This window comes from Acetoanaerobium pronyense, from assembly GCF_017874355.1.
GTDB lineage: Bacteria > Bacillota > Clostridia > Peptostreptococcales > Filifactoraceae > Acetoanaerobium > Acetoanaerobium pronyense.
In genome coordinates this window covers 38117-64662 of the sequence record NZ_JAGGLI010000005.1, presented here as the reverse complement: position 1 = coordinate 64662, position 26546 = coordinate 38117, and the positions used below count along the sequence as shown (strand labels likewise).

Here is a 26546-nt window from a genome sequence, read left to right as displayed (position 1 = left end):
CTGTAAATAATTTTGTGTATGATAATACCTCTGGATTGAGATAAAATATAATCAATCTGGAGGTATTTTAATTATGGCTAAAATCAAAAGAGATCCAAAGCGAAGGGAAGCTATTCAAAAATTTATTGAACTTTATCAGCCTGAATCTGTCGAAGACATCTATGAAAGTCTCAAGGATATGCTTGGTGAAACCATTGAGCAAATGCTTGAAACTGAGCTTGAAAGTCAAATTGGTTACCCTAAGGGAGATAAGCCTGAGGCGGCTTTAAATTCCAGAAATGGCTACAGTACAAAGGTTCTTAAATCAAAAGCTGGTGCTGTTCCAATAAATGTCCCAAGGGATAGATATGGTGAATTTGAACCGAAGGTTGTTAAGAAGTATCAAACTGATATTTCTCACATTGAAGAACAAATAATTTCCATGTATGGCAAGGGTATGACTGTAAGAGATATATCAAAGCATGTTCAAGATATATATGGTTTTTCTGTTTCTGAAGGCCTTGTATCTCAAATAACTAATAAAATATTACCTACAATAACGGAGTGGCAAAACAGGCCTCTTCAAGAGATTTATCCAATAATATTTTTAGATGCCATACACTACAATGTCAAGCAAGATGGTGTAATTGCTAAAAAAGCCGTATACATCATTATTGGGATAGATATCGAGGGAAATAAGGATGTTTTAGGTATGTGGGTTGGGGAAAATGAGTCTTCTAAGTTTTGGCTAACTGTAATTAATGAACTTAAAAATCGTGGTGTTAAGGATATACTTATCGCGTCGATAGACGGTTTAAGTGGCTTTTCTGATGCTATTCATGCTGTCTTTCCTAAAACGGAAATACAGCGCTGCATAATTCATCAAATAAGAAGCTCTACAAGGTATGTTAATTACAAAGATAAAAAAGAACTTGTAAAAGATCTTAAAGATGTATATAAGGCGACTAGCCTTGAGGTGGCTGAACATAATTTAGATATATTTTCTGAAAAATGGAATAAAAAGTATCCTTCTTGTGTAAATTCTTGGCAAAGTAATTGGGCACATCTTTCTTCTTACTTTAAGTATCCTCAAGAGGTTAGAACCATAATTTATACTACAAATGCTATGGAAAACTTTAATAGACAGCTTAGAAAGGTAACAAAGAGCAAATCCATATTTCCTAGTGATACTGCTCTTTCGAAGAGTCTTTACCTTGCAATGCTTGATTCTACTTCGAAATGGACATCTAGAATTAGAAACTGGGACTATATATTAAATCACTTAGCTATCTATTTTGAAGGAAGAATAGAGATTTAAATTGTATATTAAAAGGCTGTCAAGAAATGAAGCCTCTTGACAGCCTATTTGTCGTTGTGTTTCAATGTTTTTAAATTGATGATTATATTTAGCTCTTAAAACTTTTCTTTCAATCATCAAACTTTCTTATGATTATCCCAATTCAGAGGATAAAACACAAATTATTTTACACTTCCTCTACCTTTTTTATTTTATCTAAATCTATTTAACAAAATCAAAGAGATTCTTTATTGCAAGGGTTCCTGCTCCAATTAGTCCAGCATCTTCTCCTAGTTTTGATTTTACTACTCTAAGCTTTTCTTTATTGTTATAAAGGGTTCTCTTTCTTATTTGATTATTTATTTCTGGGTAGATAATATCCCAGGCATCTGAGACTCCTCCTCCGATTACAACTCTTTTTGGATTCAGTATATTTGCAATAAATGATATGGCTTTTCCAATATATATACCAGTTTCCTTCATCACAATTTGTGCCTCAAAATCATTTTTTAAAGCTAAATTATATACTTCCTTAGAATCAAAGTCATCTACGATATATTCATTTTTTCCGTTATTTTTTTTTAATTCATTAAACCTTTTTACTATACCTCCTGAAGATGCCAGAGCGTCAAGACATCCTACATTTCCACAATTGCAAATACTGCTGTCCTCTAAAGATATATGCCCTACTTCCCCAGCTCCGTTTGAAGAACCCTTATAAAGGGAACCATCTACATATATTCCTGATCCTATCCCTGTACCTATGTTGATAAATAGAAAGTCGTTTATATCTTTTCCATTTCCAAACCACTTTTCTCCAATAGCCATAACCCTTGCATCATTTTCTATATAAACCTCTACATCAAACTCTTTTTCAAATATTTCCTTTATAGGCAAGTCTCTCCATCCAAATGCAGGAGCATATAGGGATACTCCATTTAACGAATCTACTAAACCATGGACTCCTATACCTATCCCTACTATTTTGTCTATTTTTATTTTTTCGTCTGATAAGAGGGAGTATATAGATTTTTTCATAAAGCTTATCATACTGTCTTTAGTCATTGTTTCTTCAAAGCTTTTAGTATCCTTTTTTAAAATATTGCCATAAAGATCTATAATTCCAAATCTTAGTTTTGTAGTCCCCATATCCAGACCTATTACATATGCTCCTTCTCTATTGATTTCAAGAAGTATTGGCCTTCTTCCCCCAGATGAGCTTCCTGAGCCTTTCTCTTTAATTAAATTCATTTGAATCAATCTTTTTGCAGTAGAAGAAACAGTCGCTGGAGTGAGCCCAGTAAGCTTTGATATGTCAGCTCTTGATATTTCCTTGTTATCTCTTATTATTTTAAGAACATTTGATGTATTTATCTGCTTAATCAGGTGTTTGCTCCCTTTATTTATTTGCTTCAAAATACTCATCCTTTACTATTTTGCTCTCATAAGCCTCTATATTCATTGATAAAAACTCAATTGTATTTGAGGTATGGTTTGTAATAATATAATATTTCTCGCTACCTAGAGTTCTTGGGTAAACCTCAAGGCCCTCTGGACTATCGATATAACTGATGTTTTTATCTATCAATATTTCACTGGCTATATCAGACACTATATCCTCATCTATCCCAGCTCCTATATAATATGCCTTTCCTTGTCCATACTCATTTACAGTGATGCAGGCCTTCCCTTTATAAAAATAGTCATCATAGCTATATAGTGCTTTGGCTGTAGTTACTTCGCAGATGTCTCTAAAAACATGACAGCTCCCTGTTTTTCCTTTTTCAGATAAAACTTCGCAGCTTTGACCATCGTTTAATGCTTCACTTTCATAAATTTCTATTCCGCATAGCTTTGAAATATATGAAGGGAGAATTTTTCCAAAAATTATATTATTGTCCTTATCTTTAATTCCACTTCTAAAGGAAAAAATAATCGTATTTCCCTGGGATACAAATTTTTCGAGTTTTTCTGAAAGAGTTTTGTCTACTAGTTTCATTACAGGCAAAATAAGAACCTTGTATTTTGAAATATCTGAGCTTACAGGAATTACATCTATGTTTATATTTTTCTTATAAAAAGGCCTATATAGTCTAAGTATTTCTTTTGTAAAATCAAAATCACTACTTTGGGTTTGAATCTTCCATGACCAGATATTTTCATGGTCGTAAAGTACTGCTACCTCAGAATCTATAGGAGAATCAACTAAATCACAAAATTCTTTTATCTCATTGAAAAATGAGCTTGCTTCTTCATATTTTCTTCCAAGTTTATTGTTATGGTCTATTATCCCATAACAGTATTGCTCCGCTCCTTTATTCATTCCTCTGTATCTAAAATAGAGCATATTAGAGCAGCCATGGGCAAAAGCCTGATAGGACCACATTTTGGCCTGCATTGGTCTAGGAAGATATCCAATCACGTCATGGCCCTGGGCTCCCATAAGCTGCTCTACAATCCAAAAGTTCTCCCCTTTTAATCCTCTGATAAAATCAAGAGAAAGAGCTGTCTGTGCGTTATGAACAGGCTCTTTTAAGCCGCCCCATACAGGGTAATTGTCGTAAGACACAAAATCAAGAGGCTTTGCAGTTTCCTGATGATTAAAACACTTGTCAAAAAATCCTCCAGCTAGATTTGTGGTTACCTTCTGATGCTTTCCTTTATATTTTTTTACTTCTTCAATATTTGCATAGGCAAAGCTATTTAAGGAATATGATCTGAACCTATACCAGTCTAAAATCAAAGATGGGTTGTGTACTGTTATGGTTTTTTTAGGTATAGGTACTTCACTAAATGAGTTATAGGTCTGTCCCCAAAATATAGTCCCATATGTCTCATTTAGGTTATCTATATTGTCATTGAATTTATTCATCAAAAAATCTTGGAATCTATGATGACATTTTTCACAGTGGCACATATCACTACCTTCATGTCCAAATTCGTTGTCTACCTGCCATGCTATTATATTTTCTTCGTCTTTATAATGTGTTACAAGTTCTTTAACTATTTTTAGGGAATAGCGTAAGTATTCACTTGAGTTGTAGCAGTACTGTCTTCTTCCCCCAAATACCCTTTCGTTTCCATCCTCCCATTTTGAAAGTATTTGAGGATGCTTTTTATAAAGCCATGCAGGAAAGGTAGCTGTAGGAGTCCCAAACATTACTTTAATCTCTTTTTCTTTAAGCTTTGTAATTACCATATCAAAAAAAGAAAAATCAAATTCTCCTTCTTTTTTTTCCATCATGTGCCAGGCAAATTCGCCTATTCTAACAATATTTGCATTCATTTTTTTTATTCTATCTATATCCTCATCTATCAAATCAATAGACCAATGCTCTGGATAGTAATCAACACCTAAATACATATAATCCTCCCTTTGAAAATAAGCTCACTGGATTTATTTTAGGACAAAAAATCTATAAATCTTTCAATCCCTTGTTCTCCTTCAAAACTGTCCTTAAAAACTCCTGCATCCTCTAAAACCTCAAGAAAAATCTTTCCTACCTCATCCTTTATAACTTGTGTAAGAAAATTTATGTCCCTTCCCTTATAGTCTTCATATAGCTTTTCATAAAAATGGATATGGTTGGATATTTTTTTGTCTTTTGAGGCCTCCACTGGAGAAATGCCATTTCTGAGCATTTTAGCTATATCTTCAAGCTCAGTTTTTAGTCTAGAAGGTAATACAGCAAGTCCCATCACTTCGATTAAACCTATGTTTTCTTTTTTTATATGATGAAGGTTTTCATGGGGATGAAAAATTCCATATGGATATTCATCTGTGGTTCTGTTATTTCTAAGGACAATGTCCATTTCATAATCATTTGCCCTTGTCCTAGCTATGGGAGTTACCGTATTGTGTGGAGTATTATTTGAATAACTTATTATTTCAAGGCTTTCGTCACTATAATTTTGCCACTTTGAAAATATATAAAAAGCTCCTTCAACTATGTCGTCCATGCTCTTGCTTCTTAATCTTATTGCAGCCATAGGCCAATTTAAAACCTCAAAATCAACATTTTCAAACTGAAGTAATTTAAAGGTTTTCTTAGACTTTGCTTTAGCCATTGGAAATTCATAATTTCCTCCTTGAAAGTGATCATGGGAAAGTATAGACCCTCCAACTATAGGCAGGTCTGCATTTGAGCCTATAAAATAATGAGGAAATTTGTCTGTAAATTCTATAAGTCTTTTAAATGTATCTTTGCCTATCTTCATAGGTGTATGTGTTTCATTTAAAACTATACAGTGCTCATTGTAATAAACATAAGGAGAATATTGAAAATACCATTTTTCATTATTTAGAGTCATAGGTATGAGTCTATGATTGCTTCTTGGTGGATGGTTTTGTCTTCCTACATAGCCTTCATTTTCTATACATAGAAGACATTTTGGATAGTCTAGGCTTTTCATGGACTTTTGCAATTCTATCTCTTTTGGGTCTTTTTCTGGTTTGGAAAGATTTATTGTTATATCTAAATCTGCATACTTAGTCTTCGTTTTCCATTTCAAGTCTTTTTCGATTCTATTCTTTCGAATGTAGTTTGATGAAATGGATAGATTATAAAAATAATCTGTTGCAGCTTTTGGGGATTTAATATACTGTGATTTAAACTCTTTTATGACTTCAGATGGTCTTGGCATAAGAGCATCCATTAGTTTAGTATCGAATATATCTTTAAGGGTCAAGGAGTCTTCCTCTATAAGATTATTTTCAATGGCAAAATCCAAAATACCATCTAATATTTCCCTAAAAGAGCAATCATTAACTTTTAATGAATCTTTATTAAAATCATTTAATTTAAGTATTTCTAAAATTTTATTTCTAACATATATCTTATCTTCTTCAAAAAACAGATTATGGTCTAAGCCATATCTTAAAAGACATTCTATATAGGAAAAAATATCCATACTTTACCCCCTCACTCTTCACATATAAAATCAAAATATTTCCTTTGCTCCATCCTCTACACTTACAATATAAAAATCAGGAGCATATCCTATTTCTTTTTTATAGCTTTTTCCAACTTCTTTTATAAAATCTTCTACACTTTCTTTAAGAACAAGGGTTACTGTACATCCTCCAAAGCCTGCACCTGTCATTCTTGAGCCAATTACTCCCTTGAAATTTTGAGAAAGCTCCACTAAAGTGTCTAGCTCTTTACCTGTGACCTCAAATTTTTCCTTAAGGGATTGGTGGGACTGGTTCATAAGTCTACCAAATTCATGCAAATCAGATTTTTCAAGGGCATTTACCGCATCTAGTGTTCTTGCATTTTCATATACCACATGCTCTGCCCTTTGTCTGTCTATTTTGTTTTTGATTAGATATTTATATTTTTCAAAGTCTTCTATAGTAACCTCTCCTAGAGCTGATATGTTTAGTTTTTCTTTAAGGTTTAAAAGGGCTCCTTCGCATTCATTTCGTCTTTCGTTGTATTTTGAATCTGCAAGACCTCTTCTTTTATTTGTGTTTGATATTATAAGGGAATATTCCATAAGATTAAGCCTTGAATATCTGAATTCTAATGTCTTGCAATCAAGAAGTATAGCGCAGTCTTTTTTTCCCATTCCGATTGCAAACTGATCCATTATCCCGCTATTTACGCCAATATATTTGTTCTCTGCTCTTTGACATAGGGTTGCAAGCTTTGGTATATCTATATCAAGGTTTAATATATTATTTAAAGCTACCCCAGTGACCATCTCTATTGATGCAGATGAAGATAGGCCTGCTCCATTTGGGATATTCCCATAGTAATAAAAATCCATTCCATTTTTAATTTCATATCCAGACTCTATTAAGGTATATATGACAGATTTCGGATAATTTGCCCAATCATGAGTCTTATCATATAAAATATCAGCTAGGCTAATTTCAATAATTCCCATCTCTGGAAAATTTTGAGAGTAAAATCTAAGATTTTTGTCCTCTCGCTCAAGTGCTATACAATAAGTCCCAATATCAAGGGCGCAAGGAAATACATGACCATTATTAAAATCTGTATATTCTCCTATAAGATTGACCCTACCTGGTGCAAAAAATACTCTTGGATGTTCTCTTTCAAATATTTCTTTAAATTTTTCTATAAGTCTTTTTTCCATTTACTCCACCTCTTTTTTATAAATAAAGCTTTAGTTTATAATTTCAATTTTATATGTCTTAAAACAATGTCTATAGGTTTCAACCAAGACTTTCTTTATTCATTAAATTAAGTAAATAGTATCATGACTATATTTTTTTAGCAATAGAAACTAAAGTCATTTTCCCATAAAAAAGACCAGCTATTACATAAATGCTGGCCCTAAATTTAAGTTCTAATATACTAAATAACTTGTACCATAGATTAGGTTTATCTGTATGTATTTAGGATTTATTTAGAAAGCTCAATTCTTATTTGTCTTTGCTAATAAATTTTCTTGCCTTTAATTCATTTTTTTCTATATTTTTATAAATTGTAGAATTTTGAATACTTGAATCAAAAAACAAATATCTATTGTACTTTATTACATCATCATAGTTTTTAGTTTTTAGAGATAAGTCTCCTATCATATATATCACATTCAAAATTGATTCTAATTGAAACTCTCCGTAATAATAGTTAAAAGCCTTTATATATAAGTCTCTTGCTAATTCACAATATCCCAATTTATAGATTTTTTCTCCAAGTCCTCTAAAAAATTCATATCCAAGATTATATAGCTCGTATCTTTTAAAATAATATTCAAACTCTATTATAATCTCCTCGAGGTCATTTTCTATTAAGTTTGGACTTTCCTCTATTCTTTGAAAAATATAGTATATTTCTTCTTCCAAGTGATCTTTTGGAGTTTTTAAGATATAACTCATCTCTACACTATCTTTTATTTTGTTTTCCTTGAAATATTTATTGAGATTTTCAGTTACTATTTTAGCTGTATTTTTTGATATATTCACCTTATCATTTTCTATCATGCTTATAAGATTTCTCGTAACGAGATTCCCTGTTACATATTCTTGTCTTATTTTATGTCTTTTTCTTATTTCTCTTATCTTTTGTCCTTGAGTCTTTATATTGAGTAAATGAATAATAACCACCCCTATTCTACCATTTGTATAGGTCTACAATACCATATAACTTTAGTTTATTTCAATAATATATAGCCTTTAATTAAAAAAACCTCCTCTATTGAGGAGGAGAAAGCAAATCTTTTAGTATAAGCACTATTTTAGAATCAAATTGATAGCCAGAATTTTCAATCAACTCTTTCATTGCCTCTTCCTTTGATAGAGCTTTTTTATAAGGTCTTTCTGAGACCATACCATCATAAGCACATGCTACAGATACTATTTTAGTTAAGAAGGGAATTTCATCTTTCGAAAGACCCTTGGGGTAACCTTTACCATCTATTCGTTCATGATGACTTAAAACTTCTTCTGCTATAGAAGCATAATCAGGCACAGATCGAAGAAGCCTGTATCCTATTTCTGTATGGGTTTTTATAATTTCAATCTCTTCTTTTTTCAGAGGAAGAGATTTCTTTAGAAGCACTTTTGGAATTCCAACCTTTCCAATATTATGAAACATTGCAATTTTTTCTAATCTCTTCATTTCCGATTTATCTAAATTTAAAATATTTCCGATTTTGATTGAAAGATTCACAACATTATTTCTATGCTCTTTTTCCCAAGGAACATCTTTATCAAGTCTTTCCAAGACTTTATCGATTATTTTTTTTCGTATTTCAGATCCATTTTCTTGTTTTTTCTTGTACATTTGTTGGTCTGCAAAAATTATTATTTGATTTATATCTTGAATTTTATATTTTTTTGATGCAACTCCACCAGAAAGGCTTACTTCTATACCATCTACTAATTCATGGTCATTTTCTTCAATTTTTTTCATAAGTTTTGCTGCATCTTCATATGATGTCCTAGGCATTATTATTACAAATTCGTCCCCACCAATTCTAGCTGCTAAAAAATCATCTTTAATTAAATTTTTTATTTTTTCAGCTGCCGACTTTAATATGGCATCTCCAAAGCTATGCCCAAATGTATCATTTGCCATTTTAAGACCATTTACATCAATCATTAGGATACTTAGAGGAAGGTTTTCAAAAGAATCTAAGTTCTTTATTGCTTCTTCATAATAGGCTCTGTTATATAAACCAGTAAGAGTGTCATGGTATGTCAAAAAATATATTTTTTCCTCCTGCTCTTTTTTTTGTGTTATATCTTCAAAAATTGTTGCAAACATATTTTCTTCAGTATTAAAAGCTGATACTCTAAAGTATTTTTTATATTTTTTTTCATAAATTTCAAATTTATAAGGACCTTTTGTTTTTATAACCTTGTCATATATATCAATGTATGGATTTTGTTCCAAATCTATATAAAAGTATGATGTGGATTTTGTTTTATATTTTTTTTTCACCTTCAATACTCGTTCAAATGCAGGGTTTGTATCCAAAAGAACATACCTTAAGGGTTTATCTCCCTCATAAATCATTTCACACAGCGCCATTCCTTCTTCCATACTTTCAAATACCTTTTTGAATTTCTTTTCATTTTCAATTATTTGTCTTTCCTTTATTTTTTCTCCTGTAATATCATCTAAAATACCAAAGACTATATCATTTTTTTGGTGTTTTATTTTTGTCATGGATACTCTTACGACAATTTCTTTACCATCTAATCTAAGATGTGTCCATTCAAACATCCCTATATTACTTTTCAATACCTTATCTAGCTTAGCTTTTCCAAGCTCTTCACTTGTTTCTCCGCTAGATTGAAACTTTGGAGATATATCTATAGGGGTTTTCCCTATCAATTCATTCTCATTCTTATAGCCAAATAAATTTAAAAGAGGAGGATTACACCTGATGTATTTTCCGTTTTGAAGTAAAAAAATGGGTTTTTCAGTGTTTGTTAAAATATATTCAAAATCCATTTCTCTATAAGGCATATTTTAACCTCCATTTCATAGGAAAATTCCCTTTCATTTAAATATTTATACCCAAAAAACCAGTTTGAAATACTCAAACTGGTTTTAAAATTAACTATATAAATTATTATATTTTAGAAAAAAGCTCAATCACTCCCATTAATTCATCTATACTCTCATTTGAATCTCCATTTATTATAGAATCTGATACGCAGTGCTGGGTATGTCTTTTTAGTATATTCATTCCAACTTTTTTAAGGGCTGCATTTATGGCAGAAATTTGAACCAATATGTCTACGCAGTAGCGTTCATCCTCCACCATTTTTTGGATGCCTCTTACTTGACCTTCTATTCTTTTAAGTCTGGAAAGTAATTTTTCCATGTCTTCTTTCGACCTTGGCTCCACAGGCTTTTTTTCGGAAAGCTTCATATCTTCCATATTAACCTCCTAAAGTTTTACCTTTTTTAATCTGAGGGCATTGCTGACAACAGATACACTACTAAATGCCATTGCAAGTCCTGCAACCCATGGCTGAAGGAATCCCATAGCTGCTATAGGTATTCCTGCTGAATTATAAAATAATGCCCAAAATAGGTTTTGCTTGATATTTCTCATAGTCTTTCTGCTTAATTCTATTGCTTTTGGTATATGGTTTAAGTCTCCACCAACAAGGGTCACATCTGCAGCTTCAATTGCTACATCTGAGCCAGTACCTATGGCCATACCTATATCTGCAAAGGCAAGGGCAGGGGCATCATTTATTCCATCACCTACCATTGCAACCTTTTTACCCTTTTCTTTAATATCTTTTACTACTCCAGCCTTTTCTTCAGGAAGTACTTCGGAGTATACGTTGTCAATGCCTACCTGCTGAGCTATCGCTCTCGCTGTTCTGTCATTATCTCCAGTCACCATATATACATCAAGTCCAAGAGATTTAAGCTTTTTTATGGCTTCTTTTGATGTTTCTTTTATCGTATCTGCAACAGCTATTATCCCGCTATGAACTCCATCTACAGCTATAAGCATAGCAGTTTTTCCGCTTTTTTCCATCTCTTGCATAGCATCCTCGTGACTGGATACATCAATATTATTTTCTTTCATAAGCTTTCTAGTTCCTACAAGGACATCCTTTCCTTCAATCTTAGCCTTAAGTCCATGTCCTGGTATCGCTTCAAAATTTTCTACTTCCATTTCTCTTACTTTTTTGTCTTTTCCATAAACCACTATAGCTTCAGCCAGAGGATGCTCTGATTTTTTTTCTGCTGCAACTGCATAGGAAAGTGCATCTTCTGTGTACTCTATATAGTCTGTTACCTCTGGTTTTCCTTTTGTAACAGTTCCTGTTTTATCAAGAAGTACTGCGTTGATTTTATGGGTAGTCTCTAGATATTCTCCCCCTTTAAAAAGAATGCCGTTTTCTGCTCCTTTGCCTGTACCTACCATTATAGAAGTAGGTGTTGCCAGCCCAAGTGCACATGGGCATGATATTACAAGTACAGCAATTGCAACTTCAAGAGCATGGGCTACATTTCCAGGGTCTGCTATAAAATACCATACCACAAAGGCAAGGGTTGCTATTGCAACTACTATCGGTACAAATACCCCTGATATCTGATCCGCCATTCTCTGGATAGGAGCTTTAGAGCCCTGAGCTTCCTCTACAATTTTGATAATACCTGCTAGAGCTGTTTCTTTTCCTACTTTTTTGGCTTCAAAGGTAATTGTTCCATTTTTATTTATAGTTGCTCCTATTACTTCATCTCCTGCTGATTTTTCTACAGGCAGGGATTCTCCTGTAAGCATAGACTCATCAATTGCAGTATTTCCTTTTATTACTATTCCATCTACTGGTATTTTCTCCCCAGGCTTTACAAGTACTGTATCTCCTACCACTACATCATCTAAAGGAATTCTAAGCTCTACCCCTTCTCTAATTACAGTTGCATCTTTAGCCTGTAGCTCAAGAAGCTTCGATATAGCTTCTTTTGTCTTTCCTTTGGCTCTGGCCTCAAGGTATTTTCCTAAAAGCACAAGAGTTATAAGAACTGCACTCGTCTCAAAATAAAGCTCTGGGTGAGCATGAGTAGCACCTATAGTCTTAATTCCTTCGTAAACACTAAAAAAGTAAGCAGCTGATGTTCCAAGGGCAATTAAAACATCCATATTTGCACTTTTATTTGATAGAGCTCTATACGAACCTACATAAAATGTCCATCCTATTATAAATTGAACAGGTGTGGCAAGTGCCATTTGAAACCATGGATTCATAAGTATATCTGGCATAGGTACATTGGTTTCCCACGGCATATGTGCTCCCATAGTATAAAGAAGTGGTAATGAAAGTATAATAGATATTATTAGCTTATTTCTCTGTTTTTTTAGTCTTTCTTCGTCTCTTTGAGCATCAGAAACCTCTTCTTTTTTTGGACTTGCCTTGTATCCTAGTTTTTCTATTTTATCTTCAATCTCTTTAAGGGAAATCTGTCCTTTATCATATTCTATTGTAGCAGTGTTTCCTGGGAGATTTACAGATATAGAGTATACCCCCTGCATCTTTCCTACCATTTTTTCGATAATAGAGGAGCAGGCGGCGCAAGTCATTCCTTCTACATCCATTACTATTTTCTCTTTGACTACTGCGTAACCCAGCTTTTCAATCTTTTCTTCTATTTCTTTTATAGTTGTCTTTTCTGAATCATACTCTATGGTTGCCTTTTCCATTGCAAGATTTACAGATGCGTCCACCCCATCCATTTTTTTAAGGGTTTTTTCAACTGCAGCTGAGCAGGAAGCGCACGTCATTCCAGAAACACCCAAAGTAACTTGTTTTTTTCCCATTATTTCACCTCGTTTATTATTTTTATAATCACCTTATATATACTTATACCCCATATAGGTATGCAAGTCAACAAATATTTTTTTGATTTTATATAAAACCCATTTGAGAAATGCTAAGAAGGGTAAGTATCTATATAGATTGCTATATGATATAATTTAAAAACTATAAAATCTTAGGAGGAGTCTTTATGAAAAGAAACACAGGGGAACTGACATTTATGGCTCTTATGGCTTCCGCACTATTGGTAGGGGGATATATGTTATATATCTTAAGTAAAACTATACCCCTGCCCGGTTCAAAATTTCTTGTTATGGCTCCTTATCTTTCTCTTGTCATGTATTTATCCTTAAAGCATACAAGAAGGCCTTGGACTATGACTATAATAAGTACAGTCTTTGGTATAGTTATTTCAATTTTTTCCCTTTTTATGGGAATTGCAATAATTGGAGCAGGAATTTTTAGTGATCTTACAGGTCTTATTATTCCTAATCACTACTCTACTGAACGCTCTATAAAAATAGCTTCTAGTTCCTATGCTTTTTGGAGCTTTGCAGTTTCTCTCTTTATAACCGATTTTGTAACTGGAAATATACTTTATGGAGTATTTGGTCCCATTACCTTTATATTTATGGGAGTACTTATATTTTCACTTGGGTATTTAGGAACTTTATTTGGAGGAATTACATCATTAAGAATAAAAAAAGGCGGAGAAGTAAGGGACTGATATTTTAAAGTCCCTGTACTACTATTTCCGCCTCTGGAAACATATGCACTATGTCGTTAACAAATATTTGATTTTCTGAGGAAATCACGATTTTTCTTAGATTATCAAGTTCCGAAAGACTTTTAATGCTTTTGAGCCTTGGTCCAAGGATATGAATCTCTTCAAGGTTTTCAAGTTTTTCAATACCATCAATCTCTCTTACCATGTATTTAGGTTCAACTATAAGTATTCTCACCTCAGAAAATGGAGCTCTTTCAATTTCCTCTACAAAAATACCCTTTTCTAAAAAAACATCCCTCACTGCTCTTTCGAGTCCTGCATCTTTTATTATCCTGTGGTCTCTTAGGTACGCTCCCATAAAAAGAGCTACTGGAAGTATTAAGGCTATAGATAGAGTCTGTTTTAGCTTATCTTCTCCCTCTGATTTATATATGTCATAAAGAAGAAAAATAAAGAAATATATAAGCAAAGATAGCTCAAGCTCAAAATTACTGAGATATAAATCCGATCTTATATAAAGTGCTCCCCCAAAGAATATTACAGAGGTTTGAAACCCATCTTTTCTTCTTACATATATCTGTCTCATATTAATAAAAAACACATAACATAAAAGCAGAAACACAGAATCAAATCTGTATCCATATACATATACTATAGACATTATAAGAAAACCAAGGGTATTTAATAGCTTATCTTTTTTATAATAATTTTCATGAATTTCTTTTATAGTTTCATCCTCTATTGCCTTACGTTCTATATAGTTTTCAATATCCGATATGCAGTGAATATAGTGAATACTAAAGATAAGAATAAGAGTAAGATTTATTCTATAAATTATAGCTATATCTCCCTTTAAATAAAAAATAATTCCAAGGATTGCACTTAAAAAAATAAGGGAAAATTTGTATTTTTTAAAATGAATACATCCGCACTGGACTTGTTCTATAAGGTTTTTCTCAGAAATCCAGAAAACTAAGAGCATCCCAATGTAAGTTGCTATACTAAAAAACACTCCTGCATTCATATCATTCCCTCCTATATTAATCATACCCTTAGGATGGATTTTAATCAACGTATCTTTAAAAAAGATTCTGACAATAAGAGCTCTACTCTTACGCCAGAATCTTTATTAGTGCTTTACTTCAGATTTAGCATATTTACAAAATTCTTTGCATTCCTTACAATTGTCTAGCCTACAGGCAAGGTCACTGCATGCTCTTCTTGAAAATATACATGGAATGCTTAACTTTTTCGCTTTTTCTTTTACATTTTCTGTAAGTCCATGTTCTATAAAATCATAAAAAACTATTACCATCTTTACATCTTCAGGAATTTCATAATTTCTCATTCCCTTTTTTCTTCCGCTCCAGTGTATGTATTCGTTTATACCAAATTGATTTAATGTGGAAGGTATATTTCCCAATCTATCTGCTCCTACTAATAAAGCTTTCATATTTCACCTCTTCAAAGTTATTGATAATGAATATCATTATTATAACCTTTAATCAATTTTTTGTCAAAAAAAAAGATATGATAAATCATATCTAATTTTCTAGGTTTCTTCTTATATTATTTCTAATAGTGCTAAATTCCGAAAACTCATAAAAAAATCTAATTTTCTGCTCCCAAATTTCGTTTCCTGACGGCTTTTCTTGTAATACAAATGTAGAAAAAGATTCTGCGAAATCCTCCATTGGACCATAGGCGGCATCATAAGAAACAAACTTATTTTCATGTCTTAAGTAAAATAAATAGGTACCTTCAGAAAATCTAAGCCCTCTACTTATAGAAGCATCCTTTTGCAAATCCTGCCAATGCCTTATATAAAATTGGTTCAAATAAGAATCAAGATTGGCTAACATGCCGTTTTGAAAAAATCTTGTTATTGATGGCCTTTCTCTATATTCAGCTTGTCCCTCTCTTGTTGTGATTAAAAAAGCAATTTCGGTAAGCACTTCTTTATAGAAATCAGGAGCCAATCCTTCTGATGTAAAAATTTTATCTTTATTTAAATAAAGATTAAAGTCACCCATCTCCCCTTGTCTGATATATGGCTGATTTCGTCCCTTCATTCCCGAGTAAATTACAATGCCATCTATAGAATCAGTAAGGCTACTTGGAATTATTCTATTTATTTCACTCCATAGCTCTTCATATAAAGGCAGTTCTTCAGTGTTTAAAAAAGTAGTAACTGAAGGTTCTCTATCTCTATACTGTAACTGCTCTCCTATATAAAAAAAGCCTTGAATATCTATTGGATCTTGAAGCTGTCTTATAAATAGATTTGTATCTATATTTTCATAAGGTCTTAATATCTCTGCCATTGCCTCAATATAAAAAGTTCTTCTAGATTCCATATATAAGTCAGCCGCTCTTTGAAGCTCCTCTTTATCTGATTCATTCACAACTTCTATGGCGTTTGATATAATTCTCATACGTAAATCGTCTTGCAATAATTCCTCTGTACCCTCATCTAATATTATTTCATCTCCAAGAAGATATTTATTTGTAAGCTGATTGAGTTGAGAATTAAAATGAATTCTTAGGTTTTGTTCATCTGTCTTTATTACAGGATCCTCTCTTGATATTCTATTATCTTCCATATTTTTTAGCCTTAAATATACAAGATGAAGTATGTCTCGCTCATAAGGCTTTATATGACTATCCAATATTCCAATATTTTTTTCCATAGAGTATATATATTCTAGGTTCATGGTGTTTCGCCAAAGACCCTGAATTAGTATAATCAAAACCAATATCAACGTAATAAATTTAAGTCTTTTCATTTTTCCTCCTCTTTTTCATAATATTAGTGAAACTTAGTATAAGAATATAGTATCATATAAAATTCTGTTGTGGAATTTCCTTTATGATATAAATTTAATACCATAATCATCCGATATTAATATATAATGATTTGTATAATATTTTAACTTAAAATAGGAGCTTAATTATGAAAAGAAAAAATAAAATAATTGAAAAAATGAAATTCTTTTTTCTTATTGTTCTTTTTCTATCTCTTGTTGGAGGAGTTTTGGGTCTTTCTGTGACAGTTTTTCTAAATCAACAAAAAACATTTGAAGAAATCAAATTACAGCAAGAGGCTAAAGCTGAAGAAGCGAAAAAAATCGAGGAAGAAAAAAAATCAAGTGAATCTTTGTCTGTTAATGAGGTTAAAAACACTGAAAGTATGAATTCTAGTTTTTCTAGTCTTTCTGATATTTCATATGTCAATGATTCGAATAGTTCAAATTTTAAAATAGGTGAGGATATTTCTCCTGGGGTATATATGCTATCTCCTATAGGTAATTCAGTTGGTTATTATAGAGTATCTGCTACTTCTTCACCTGTGATGCTAGAAATACTTGACAATGATGTTTTTTCAGAAATAACCTACGTGAAGCTTAATGACGGTGAATATCTCAATTTGATATCATCAGAGCTTATTTCTTTTGAAGATATAAATCCAATAAAATTAAATCTTGAAAGTGTATTAAATGGTCGCTTTTTAGTAGGAAAAGATATTGAACCAGGAGAATATTCTTTATCCCCCTCTATAAATTATGGATATGTAGAGATTACTAATAGCTTAAGACCCCTTCCAGAGGATGTAGTTAAAAAATCCTACTTTAATGAACCTTTGAGAGTTGTCCTTGCCGATGGCCAGTTTATAAAAGTATCAGCTGCATATTTACAGAAATAGAGAAAACATCATTACAATTCTATGGGCATAAAAAAAGTCTTCCCCTTAAAAAAAGAGGAGGACTTTTTATTTCCTCTGGCCCTACTGGCTTACCGAGATAATACCCTTGAGCCATGTCACAACCAAAATCCTTTAGAATATTAAGTTGCTCTACTGTTTCTATTCCTTCAGCTATAACCTTGAAATCTAGGAGATGGGCCATGTCTATTATCATTTTTACTATATTTTTATCATTTTCATTTTCAGTAATGGAGTTTATAAACCCCCTATCTATTTTTAAGGCATCTATCGGAAGCTTTCTTATGTAGGTCAAAGAGGAATAACCTGACCCAAAATCATCTAGTGCAATAGTGAATCCAAGCTTCTTTAATTCTTTTAGTTTTTCTATGGCGTGGTCAATATCTGATATTACAGAGGTTTCTGTTATTTCTAGTTGAACACAGGAGCTTTGAATTCTGTATTTTAATGAAAACTCCTTCAAGTCCTCCAAAAATCTATCTTCCAAAAAATCTCTTCCAGATATATTTATAGATATTTTCATGTCTTTTCCAAACTCTTTGTTCCAGATGGAGTTTTGCATGCAAGCATTCCCCACTACCCATCTTGTTATATCTTTGATAAATCCAGTCTCTTCAGCAAGAGGTATGAAGCTCTGTGGGGACACATATCCTCTTGTGGGATGAATCCATCTAATTAAAGCTTCTGTTCCTATCATATGCATTTTTTTCAGGTCAAATATAGGTTGATAATTAAGTATAAGTTCATTATTTTTTATAGATTTTCTCATTTCATTGGTTATAGTCACCCTTTGGATAGTTCTTGTTTCTATATCCTCTGAATAGAAGCAGTAATTGTCTTTACCGTCTTCTTTTACTACAAACATTGCTGTATCTGCTTTTTTCAAAAGAGTTTCCATGTCTTTTCCATGTTCTGGAAACATACTTATTCCAACGCTTATGGATATAAAAAATTCGTGATTTTTGAAGGTCCATGTACGTCTAAGTTCTGAAACAATAGCATTAGTCTGATATATTACATCATCCTTTGAGTTAATGTCTTTAAGAATTATTACAAACTCATCACCACTTACCCTTGCTACAAAATTAGGTTTTTTTACAAGGGAGTTTAATATATTTGCAACTTCTTTTAGAAGATTATCTCCAGCCCAGTGTCCTAAAGTATCATTTACATGTTTGAAGTTATCTATATCAAGATAGACTAAAGCAAACTCTTTATCTTCTTTTTTAAAATCCTCTATAACTTTCAAACAACACTCTTCAAAATGAAGTCTATTGGGAAGCTTTGTAAGAGTATCATAATATGCCATATCTGTAAGTTTGTCTTCCCATTCTTTAAGAGGAGTGACATCTGTCCCTAATGAAAGCACCCCTATAGTCTCTCCATAGGAGTTTACAAGTACTGTATTATTCCATATCACACTTACCTTTTTGCCACTTTTTGAAACAATCCAGCTGTCTCTATATTCACTTTTGGATTTTTCAAGTATTTTCTTTATAACTTGCTGACTTTTTGTTGGGTTAATCTCAGGGGTTAATACCTCATACCATTTTTTATCTAAAATCTCTTTTTTCTTATATCCAGTAAGCTCTTCCGCAAATTTATTTACATCCTGAATATTCCCTTGAGTATCCCAAAATATAATAATAACAGATGCACTATTTTTTATACTATCGAATATCATTTGGACATTATAAAGATTATCCTCACTTTGAGTAAGTTCATTTATTTGAGCTCTTAGTTCTTCCTCTACAGCTTGGAGTTCTTCATGGGTATAATTAAGCTCTTCATAACTGTCTTTGAGCTTTAACATTCCATCATTTATATTTTTAATCCTTCCTTTTATTAAAATAAAAATCAAAACTGAACTCATGAATACAAATATCCAGCCCTTAAAGGTCTGGGCTTTAGCAAAAGACTGGGTATCGGGAAACATTCCAAGAATAACCCTATCAGAAAAAATTATCCATAGACATCCTAATATTCCGTATATCAGTGAAATCATAAATGCTTCTTTAGAATCTTGGAATTTTATGTGCTCATAATTGTCCATTTTTTGCTGACGATTATCCATGAATCTCTCCTTTTCCTAGCCCTTATTTTGTCATGCTGATACGTTTATAATCTCTTAGATCATAGAATTTAAAAAATATTTTTTAAATTATTTAAAGACTCATTAGCCTCCTCTATTATACTTTCTATTATGTCTTTACAGCTATCAATGGATTTTATTACTGAAAGGCTCTGTCCTGCCTGTACAAATCCCCAGTTTATATCTCCATCTATAGGAGCTTTTCTACTACTTCCAACCACTAGCTCATGAAGCTTTCCATAGTCTGCACACTCTCTTTCAAGCTCCAGATATTTGTCAGTCATCTCATTTCTGATTCCTCTAACTGCATGATTGTGAAGATATCCAGTAACTACACTATCTGTATCTCCAGCTTTTATTATCATCTCTTTAGCATTTATATGAGATGTACACTCCCTTGAAGCGTAAAATCTAGTTCCCATTTGAATGCCAGCTCCACCCATTGAGAGTGCAGCTAAAAGCCCTCTCCCATCAGCAAATCCTCCAGCTACAACTACAGGTATATTAATTTCAGGTATAACCTGTGTCATTAAAGCTAGTGTTGATATCTTACCTATATGTCCCCCTGCTTCCATACCCTCTATTACTATGGCATCTGCCCCTTTTTCTTCCACTCTTTTTGCAAGCTTCAGATTTGGAACAACTGGAATCACTTTTATTTTAGCGCTTTTAAATTTTTCAAAATATGGAACTGGATTCCCCGCTCCAAGTGTTACGTACGCAACATGCTCTTCACATATTACATCAACTATTTCATCTTTGTTTTCTGCCATTAAAACAACATTTACTCCAAAGGGCTTATCTGTAAGTGACTTAGCTTTTCTTATTTCACTTCTTACCCACTCTACATCTCTTCCCCCAGCAGCTATCGTACCTGCACCTCCGGCATTTGAAACTGCTGCTGCCAAAGCAGCATCAGAAACCCATGCCATGGCACCTTGTATTATAGGGTATTTAATATCCAGTAGTTCAGTTAACTTGGTTTTCATAATAGTCCTCCTAAGGGTTCATTGTATAAGACATAAAAAGTCTTTCTTTTATTATTTCCTTTTCATCTTCCCACTGCTTGTAGCTCTTTAAATTTCTAACTAAATTAAGAATAATATCATTTAATCTTTCAATATTATCATTATTCATAAAATCTATATCTATATTCATAGTAAATATATCGGCAATATAGCTCATTAAGCCTTCTTCTATAAGGTTTCTTTCTTCATTTTCAAGTATAGACAAAGCGGCCAGTTCAGGCTTTAGTTTTACTAGAAATCTTTCCCTTAAAAAAATAACAAAGCCCTCAAAATCTTCAGCATTATTACCTTTTTCTATATCGAATATTATTCTAAAAAGCATATTCCATCTAAAATCCCTGTTTATTACATCCAAAATTGAAGTTCCTATACGGCTACAAAAATCATTGTCAAATTTAATTTCCCTTTCAAAGGAAAGATATTCGTCAAAGTTCAAGGAATCGTCAGCAATTTCATTAAATCGTATAAGAATATTTGTGATTAAGAGGAGGTACTCACTTCTTTCGCTAGGTCTTTCTTTTTTTGTTATATAATTCATAATTAGATTACAGGTATTTCTAAAGTCTACTACAAAACCAAGTTTTTCCTTAATCTTCACTGAATAAATTTCATATATAATTTTAGCAAGCATTGATTCAAACTGTTTTATCCTACCTGATTCTTTATTTGAATTCACTTCGTTAAGGTGGTCATGAAGAATCATAAGCTGTCTATCTATCATTGTCATATTCCCTTTTATGGATGACATTATATCTCTGTAAAAATTTTCCATAAGCATATAATTATAATTTTTATAGAGTATCTTATGTTCTACTTCACCCCAAAAAATATTCACAAGGGATTTTATTTGAAGTTCAAACTTAAACAAGTCCCCCTCGCAAAACACCTTTCCATCCACCTTATATATTTCAAAGCCATTTTTTTGGACCTGTGGCTGTATATCATCTAATTTGAGAAGTATGCTTGGGTCATCAGAGTTATAATAATACCCACCTTCAGACTTATTATCAAATATTCTTACAATATCCTTATATATTTTAGTTTCATCTTCTATAAATCTACATTCTAGCCTTACCCCTATTAAGTCTGGAAGATTCATTAGAAAAGTATGGGGATTATTGTATTTCAAGTAATAGTTATTTCTTAATATCTTCTCTTTAAGGCTCATAGGAGATTTAATTCTATGATTTACATTTAAAAAATAATCCTTGTCAGAAAACTCTCTTTCAAAAAAATTATTAAGATCAAAAACTTTTTCCTGAAGTTTTTCTTCTTTCTTTTCTAATAGCTCAATAGTATCTTTGATAAATCCAAAAATTTCAAGTTTCATAACTACCTCATTTCTGGTTTAATCCAAAGTTCTCTCTATCAAAAGATTAAGATGGTTCATTAAATCTATTTTAGATTTATATTCAAATTTGTCGGATTCAAAAACTCTTAGGAGAGGTCTTGTGGGATTGCTTTTGTCATATTTTATTACTATTCCTTTTGTTCCCTCATTAAGTTCTACTAATGTTCCTGGAGGATATAAAACAACATTTTTGACAAATTTTTTATATACATTTGAATCTAACTTTGATACACAATCCGTCATGAGTAATTCAAGGGCAGTATGAACAGGAAGTCTTTTTCTATACACCCTGTCTGTTGTCATTGCATCAAACATATCAGCCATAGTTACTATTCTTACAAAATCAGGTATATACCTAGCCTGAATTCTATTAGGGTATCCTGTTCCATCAAGTTTTTCATGATGATTAAGTATTATTGCCTTAGAGATTGCGCTAATAGAGGGGTCTCTTCTCACCATCTCATAACCATACTCGGAATGTCTTTGCATTTCCACGAGCTCCTTCATTGTGAAAGGTTCTTGTTTCTGAAGAACCGATGTATCTATTTTTGTCTTTCCTATATCATGAAGAATTGCTCCTATACCTATTTTTTCGCACATATCCATAGAATATCCATAGTCCACAGCATTTAATATAGAAAGTATAGCCACATTTACAGAATGGGAATAAGTATTCATATCTGTACCCATCAGCTCCACTGCCATATATGATATGTCTGATTTAGATTTTATTTCCTCTATAAGAGTATCCACTATCTCTTTGATTTTATTAAATTCTTCTCTAGGTATCATTCCAGAGTTGCCCTTTGAATCAATTTTATTTTCCATTATATTTTTCATCGTAGTTATTATAGTGGCCTTTGTTTGATCATCTATAATTGATTCTATGGATATCCCCTCTGATATCTCATCCTCTATATATACAAAATATATTTTATTTGCTACAAGTCTTTTTATCATTACTTCTGTTAACTGCATATCCTTAGCAAGTAAAAAAACTCCTTTTATGTCATATACAGGCTTTCCTAGCTTTACTCCTGGTTTTAATTTATCTACGCTACAAATTCTCATTTTTACCTCTTTACTTTATAATTTACTATATAACTTTCTATAATTAATCATATATAGGTAGGTTTATAACAACTCTAATCTATATAAATATTATTTACTTATATAAGTTCTACAACTTTATATGTACTTGTTTTTGAAATATCTATTATCTTTTCATCTGTTTTTATTATAGGTTTATATTCATCCTTTAACGATATGTAGGCAATCTCTCCAAGCTCTCCTGTGTTTAATTTTACCTTAAATCCTATATAGTAGTAAGACATGTGTTTAAGAAATATCAGAAGTACCTCAGGATCAAAATGGCTATAGCCTATTTCTTCCATCTTTTTAAAGGTATCAAATGGCGTAAGTTTATCTTTGTACGCTCTTTTCGAAGTAAGTGCATCGTAAACATCCGCTATTGCAAGTATCTTTGCATAAAGATGAATTTCTTGATTTTTTAATTTAGAAGGATATCCAGAACCGTCAGATTTTTCATGATGCTGAAGTATTCCAAGGAGCACATTATTGTCAAGGGCTTCAATTTTTTTACATATATCATACCCTAGTCTTGGATGATTTTTTATTTCCTTAAACTCCTGTTCATTAAGTGGCCCTTCTTTGTTTAGTATTTGTTTTGCAATTCTCGATTTTCCACTATCATGTAGTATTCCTGCCATAATAATATTTTCTATATGCTCTTCAGGGAGATTCATCCATGAGGCTATAAGCATTGAATATACAGCCACATTGATGCTATGATTGAAGGTGTATTCATCTACTTGCTTTAGCTCATTAATACAGTCTATAAAATATCCTTGGTGCTTTGAATTTAACTTTATAGCATCCTTCATCTCTATTATTTTTTCGCAGTCCAATTTTCCATTGATAGAAATTTGAGATATGATTTCTTTAATATCTTTAATTGCTTTCCTATAGGAAACCTTTATTTCTTTATAAATCTTTTCATTTTCTTTTTCTCTATGTTTAGGTATCTCAATATATATGTTTCCAATCCTATACTCTCTAAGTTTTCTATAGATGTGTTCCGTAAGTATAGTATCTTTTGTGACTATTAGCACCCCTTTAGAATTATAAATATTTTTTGTTATTTTTTCTCCAATCAATTTTCTATCTATTGATACTAAATTTTCCCTCATCCCACCACTCCGTTAAATCTTTTTTTAAATTATTATACTATATAAAAACCTTTGCACGCAAAATATATCTATTCCAAAGTACAGAATAGATATATTCAAAGCCTAACTGACTCTTATTGTTTTTTTCAATAAATCTTCATCCTTTGATGAAGACCCTACCATTACTTCAAATTCCCCTTTTTCAATACAATATTCTTCCATTTCATTGTAAAAGCCAAGTGATGATATAGGAATTTCGAAGGTGACTGTTTTCATTTCATTAGGAGGCATCTCTATTTTTTTAAACCCTTTTAATTCTTTACATGGAGTCACCACAGTACTGTATATATCGTTTACATAAAGCTGTACTATCTCCATGCCTTTTTGGGATGATGAATTAAAAACACTTACAGATACTGTTAAAATATCATTTTTATTTAGAACTTCTTTTGAAACTTTCAAATTCGAGTACCCAAAACGGGAATAGGAAAGACCATATCCAAAGGGATAAAGGGGTCTTGAGTCTAATTCAATATATCTATCTGAATGCCATCCTGGAAGAGCATTATAATATACTGGTTGTTGTCCAACACTTTTAGGAAAAGATATAGGGAGCTTTCCACTTGGATTTTGATAACCAAAGATAATATCTGCTATGGCATTTCCCCCTTCCTGTCCTGGATTAAAAGCCAGTAAAACTCCATCTGAGTTTTCCTCTATCCAGTTTATATCAAGAGGCTTACCACAAATAAGCACTGTTATTAGAGGTTTTTTTGTGTTTTTTAGCTCTTTTAATAAAGAGTTTTGACTACCTCTGAGGTTTATGTCCGATCTGTCTCTCATCTCTCCGTTTTGTATATTTGTATCTCCAACGACTGCAATTATGATATCGGACTCCTCAGCTATTTCTATAGCCCTTTTAATTTCACTCTCATCTTCTTTTTCTGAGCTACAGCCTTTGTGATACGAAATCTCCACTCCTTTTTTATTCCCCCTATCCCTTAAACCGCCAAGAACAGTTACGACATTTGAAGCATCATAATCCCTATGATAGTCCCATGTTGGTATATGAGGATGCTCTCTTGTTCCAAATGACCAGTCTCCTAGCTGAGCCTGTATATCATCAGCATTTGGTCCAATTACTGCGATTTTTTTGATATTATCTCTTAAAGGTAATATGGAGCTGTTTTTTAGCATTACAATTGATTCTGCTACTAGATTGTAAGCCTCTTTTACATGAGATGGACACCCTATAAGACTTTTTTCAGTTATTGATTCTAAGGTTTTCCTACCATCAAATAAACCTAGTTCGAATTTTAGCTTTAAAATTCTGTAACAAGCATCATCAATCATATCTAATGAGACCTCACCTTTTTTTGCTAAATTTAGTGCCTCTTCATAAAATTCAGGAGTTGACATCATCATGTGATTTCCTGACTCTATTCCAAGCCTTGATGCTTCCTTCATATTTTCAGCTACTTTTTGTATATGGTGTAGGTTCCCTATATTATTCCAATCCGTCACCACAAAGCCTTCAAAATTCCACTCATTAAGGACGTCCTTAAGTAGCCATGAATTGCTGGAGCAGGGAGTACCATCGATTGAGTTGTATCCTGCCATTATAGAAGAAACTCCAGTTTCTACAGCTTTTTTGAAAGGCTTGAAAAATATTTCTCTTAACTTTCTTCTTGATACCTCTGCATCAGAAGAATCTCTTCCTCCTACGGTTTCACCATATCCTGCGAAATGTTTTGCACATGCTAGTATGCTATAGTCATGAAAAAGAGACTCCCCCTGATATCCCTTTATCATTGCTTCTCCAAGCTCTGATATTAGATAGGGATCTTCTCCAAAGGTTTCTCCAACTCTCCCCCACCTCATATCCCTTGCGATGCAAAGGACTGGAGAAAATGTCCAGTGTATTCCAGTAAGAGCTACCTCTATGGCTGTAATTTTCGCCATTCTTTCAATCATTTTTTTGTTCCAGCTACATGCCATTGAAAGTTGACTATTGAAAACCGTCGCTCCGCTATGAAAAGCATGCCCATGTATAGCATCTATTCCTATAAGTACAGGAATTTTAAGTCGGGTTTTATCAGCCATTTTCTGAATATCCCCTATCATTTCTCCTGTAACATGAAGTACAGAACCTATGCCTCTTTCAATTACCCATTTTTCTGTATCTATCCTTCCATCCATTTGACACATCTGACCAATCTTTTCCTCTATGGTCATGATTTTTAAAAGATCTTTTGCTCTCTCACTGCTGCTATAATAAGGGTTTTGGTATATTTTACTCATAAAATTCTCCTTTTTAAAAGATAAAACTCATTCTACCAAATAGAAAAGTCCTAATAAAATTCCCTAAGGCAAGATATTAGAACTTTTTTAACTG

General features: G+C 32.4%; 20 protein-coding genes. 3 read left to right on the top strand and 17 right to left on the bottom strand.

The annotated features are described in order from the left end of the window. The first annotated feature begins 73 nt into the window (after positions 1-73). Positions 74-1297: an IS256 family transposase gene (locus J2Z35_RS03505; RefSeq protein ID WP_245330740.1), complete on the top strand. Its 1224-nt coding sequence runs from the start codon at positions 74-76 to the stop codon at positions 1295-1297. A gap of 201 nt (positions 1298-1498) precedes the next feature. On the opposite strand, the gene J2Z35_RS03500 is transcribed toward J2Z35_RS03505, so the two are convergent. The 8 genes from J2Z35_RS03500 to J2Z35_RS03465 form a co-directional block, all read right to left on the bottom strand. Beyond that, entirely contained in the window at positions 1499-2692 is a 1194-nt protein-coding gene (locus J2Z35_RS03500; protein ID WP_209659398.1) for an ROK family transcriptional regulator, read from the bottom strand. Then, a complete protein-coding gene (locus J2Z35_RS03495; protein WP_209659396.1) occupies positions 2676-4640 on the bottom strand; it encodes a beta-galactosidase in 1965 nt (654 codons plus the stop codon). The genes J2Z35_RS03500 and J2Z35_RS03495 overlap by 17 nt, the downstream gene beginning before the upstream one ends. A 38-nt stretch (positions 4641-4678) precedes the next feature. Continuing rightward, on the bottom strand, positions 4679-6187 hold the full coding sequence (gene galT, locus J2Z35_RS03490) for a UDP-glucose--hexose-1-phosphate uridylyltransferase (protein WP_209659395.1): 1509 nt from the start codon (positions 6185-6187) through the stop codon (positions 4679-4681). 30 nt (positions 6188-6217) lie between these two features. Continuing rightward, positions 6218-7381, bottom strand: a complete 1164-nt coding sequence (locus J2Z35_RS03485; RefSeq protein ID WP_209659392.1) for a galactokinase — start codon at positions 7379-7381, stop codon at positions 6218-6220. A 289-nt stretch (positions 7382-7670) separates the two neighbouring features. After that, complete coding sequence (locus J2Z35_RS03480) at positions 7671-8354, bottom strand: helix-turn-helix domain-containing protein (protein WP_209659390.1); 684 nt, start codon at positions 8352-8354, stop codon at positions 7671-7673. Positions 8355-8442: 88 nt separating this feature from the next. Further along, positions 8443-10224, bottom strand: a complete 1782-nt coding sequence (locus J2Z35_RS03475) for a diguanylate cyclase (RefSeq protein WP_209659388.1) — start codon at positions 10222-10224, stop codon at positions 8443-8445. Between the two features lie 106 nt (positions 10225-10330). Then, positions 10331-10642, bottom strand: coding sequence for a metal-sensing transcriptional repressor (locus J2Z35_RS03470; RefSeq protein ID WP_209659386.1), 312 nt, complete (start codon positions 10640-10642; stop codon positions 10331-10333). A 9-nt stretch (positions 10643-10651) separates the two neighbouring features. Next, a complete protein-coding gene (locus J2Z35_RS03465; RefSeq protein WP_209659384.1) occupies positions 10652-13045 on the bottom strand; it encodes a heavy metal translocating P-type ATPase in 2394 nt (797 codons plus the stop codon). A 188-nt stretch (positions 13046-13233) separates the two neighbouring features. Between J2Z35_RS03465 and J2Z35_RS03460 the strand changes: the two genes are divergently transcribed. Next, complete coding sequence (locus J2Z35_RS03460; protein ID WP_209659382.1) at positions 13234-13770, top strand: hypothetical protein; 537 nt, start codon at positions 13234-13236, stop codon at positions 13768-13770. 4 nt (positions 13771-13774) lie between these two features. Here the strand turns inward: J2Z35_RS03460 and J2Z35_RS03455 are convergent, their stop codons facing one another. The 3 genes from J2Z35_RS03455 to J2Z35_RS03445 form a co-directional block, all read right to left on the bottom strand. Next, complete coding sequence (locus J2Z35_RS03455) at positions 13775-14794, bottom strand: hypothetical protein (protein WP_209659380.1); 1020 nt, start codon at positions 14792-14794, stop codon at positions 13775-13777. A gap of 105 nt (positions 14795-14899) precedes the next feature. Beyond that, on the bottom strand, positions 14900-15223 hold the full coding sequence (locus tag J2Z35_RS03450; protein WP_209659378.1) for a DUF2325 domain-containing protein: 324 nt from the start codon (positions 15221-15223) through the stop codon (positions 14900-14902). A gap of 91 nt (positions 15224-15314) precedes the next feature. Then, positions 15315-16556: a hypothetical protein gene (locus tag J2Z35_RS03445; RefSeq protein ID WP_209659376.1), complete on the bottom strand. Its 1242-nt coding sequence runs from the start codon at positions 16554-16556 to the stop codon at positions 15315-15317. A 167-nt stretch (positions 16557-16723) separates the two neighbouring features. Between J2Z35_RS03445 and J2Z35_RS03440 the strand changes: the two genes are divergently transcribed. Continuing rightward, complete coding sequence (locus J2Z35_RS03440; RefSeq protein WP_209659374.1) at positions 16724-17473, top strand: hypothetical protein; 750 nt, start codon at positions 16724-16726, stop codon at positions 17471-17473. A gap of 19 nt (positions 17474-17492) precedes the next feature. On the opposite strand, the gene J2Z35_RS03435 is transcribed toward J2Z35_RS03440, so the two are convergent. The 6 genes from J2Z35_RS03435 to J2Z35_RS03410 form a co-directional block, all read right to left on the bottom strand. Further along, positions 17493-19565, bottom strand: coding sequence for an EAL domain-containing protein (locus tag J2Z35_RS03435; protein ID WP_209659372.1), 2073 nt, complete (start codon positions 19563-19565; stop codon positions 17493-17495). 68 nt (positions 19566-19633) lie between these two features. Then, positions 19634-20572: a nitronate monooxygenase gene (locus tag J2Z35_RS03430; protein ID WP_209659369.1), complete on the bottom strand. Its 939-nt coding sequence runs from the start codon at positions 20570-20572 to the stop codon at positions 19634-19636. Positions 20573-20582: 10 nt separating this feature from the next. Then, the gene (locus J2Z35_RS03425) at positions 20583-21941 is read right to left on the bottom strand and encodes a GTP pyrophosphokinase (RefSeq protein WP_209659367.1); all 1359 of its coding nucleotides are present in this window, start codon (positions 21939-21941) and stop codon (positions 20583-20585) included. An 18-nt stretch (positions 21942-21959) separates the two neighbouring features. Beyond that, positions 21960-23033 (bottom strand): HD-GYP domain-containing protein, encoded by a 1074-nt coding sequence (locus J2Z35_RS03420; RefSeq protein WP_209659365.1) that lies wholly within the window; start codon positions 23031-23033, stop codon positions 21960-21962. A gap of 98 nt (positions 23034-23131) precedes the next feature. Continuing rightward, positions 23132-24172, bottom strand: coding sequence for an HD-GYP domain-containing protein (locus J2Z35_RS03415; RefSeq protein WP_209659363.1), 1041 nt, complete (start codon positions 24170-24172; stop codon positions 23132-23134). 102 nt (positions 24173-24274) lie between these two features. Continuing rightward, positions 24275-26452, bottom strand: coding sequence for a glycoside hydrolase family 3 N-terminal domain-containing protein (locus J2Z35_RS03410; protein ID WP_209659361.1), 2178 nt, complete (start codon positions 26450-26452; stop codon positions 24275-24277). Positions 26453-26546 lie beyond the last annotated feature (94 nt).

Bases quoted from the DNA above. Each gene is read 5' to 3' on its own strand.
- J2Z35_RS03505 (WP_245330740.1), top strand. From the start codon at position 74: ATGGCTAAAATCAAAAGAGATCCAAAGCGAAGGGAAGCTATTCAAAAA.
- J2Z35_RS03495 (WP_209659396.1), bottom strand. From the start codon at position 4,640: ATGTATTTAGGTGTTGATTACTATCCAGAGCATTGGTCTATTGATTTG.
- galT (WP_209659395.1), bottom strand. From the start codon at position 6,187: ATGGATATTTTTTCCTATATAGAATGTCTTTTAAGATATGGCTTAGAC.
- J2Z35_RS03485 (WP_209659392.1), bottom strand. From the start codon at position 7,381: ATGGAAAAAAGACTTATAGAAAAATTTAAAGAAATATTTGAAAGAGAA.
- J2Z35_RS03475 (WP_209659388.1), bottom strand. From the start codon at position 10,224: ATGCCTTATAGAGAAATGGATTTTGAATATATTTTAACAAACACTGAA.
- J2Z35_RS03470 (WP_209659386.1), bottom strand. From the start codon at position 10,642: ATGGAAGATATGAAGCTTTCCGAAAAAAAGCCTGTGGAGCCAAGGTCG.
- J2Z35_RS03465 (WP_209659384.1), bottom strand. From the start codon at position 13,045: ATGGGAAAAAAACAAGTTACTTTGGGTGTTTCTGGAATGACGTGCGCT.
- J2Z35_RS03460 (WP_209659382.1), top strand. From the start codon at position 13,234: ATGAAAAGAAACACAGGGGAACTGACATTTATGGCTCTTATGGCTTCC.
- J2Z35_RS03455 (WP_209659380.1), bottom strand. From the start codon at position 14,794: ATGAATGCAGGAGTGTTTTTTAGTATAGCAACTTACATTGGGATGCTC.
- J2Z35_RS03450 (WP_209659378.1), bottom strand. From the start codon at position 15,223: ATGAAAGCTTTATTAGTAGGAGCAGATAGATTGGGAAATATACCTTCC.
- J2Z35_RS03445 (WP_209659376.1), bottom strand. From the start codon at position 16,556: ATGAAAAGACTTAAATTTATTACGTTGATATTGGTTTTGATTATACTA.
- J2Z35_RS03440 (WP_209659374.1), top strand. From the start codon at position 16,724: ATGAAAAGAAAAAATAAAATAATTGAAAAAATGAAATTCTTTTTTCTT.
- J2Z35_RS03435 (WP_209659372.1), bottom strand. From the start codon at position 19,565: ATGGATAATCGTCAGCAAAAAATGGACAATTATGAGCACATAAAATTC.
- J2Z35_RS03430 (WP_209659369.1), bottom strand. From the start codon at position 20,572: ATGAAAACCAAGTTAACTGAACTACTGGATATTAAATACCCTATAATA.
- J2Z35_RS03425 (WP_209659367.1), bottom strand. From the start codon at position 21,941: ATGAAACTTGAAATTTTTGGATTTATCAAAGATACTATTGAGCTATTA.
- J2Z35_RS03420 (WP_209659365.1), bottom strand. From the start codon at position 23,033: ATGAGAATTTGTAGCGTAGATAAATTAAAACCAGGAGTAAAGCTAGGA.
- J2Z35_RS03415 (WP_209659363.1), bottom strand. From the start codon at position 24,172: ATGAGGGAAAATTTAGTATCAATAGATAGAAAATTGATTGGAGAAAAA.
- J2Z35_RS03410 (WP_209659361.1), bottom strand. From the start codon at position 26,452: ATGAGTAAAATATACCAAAACCCTTATTATAGCAGCAGTGAGAGAGCA.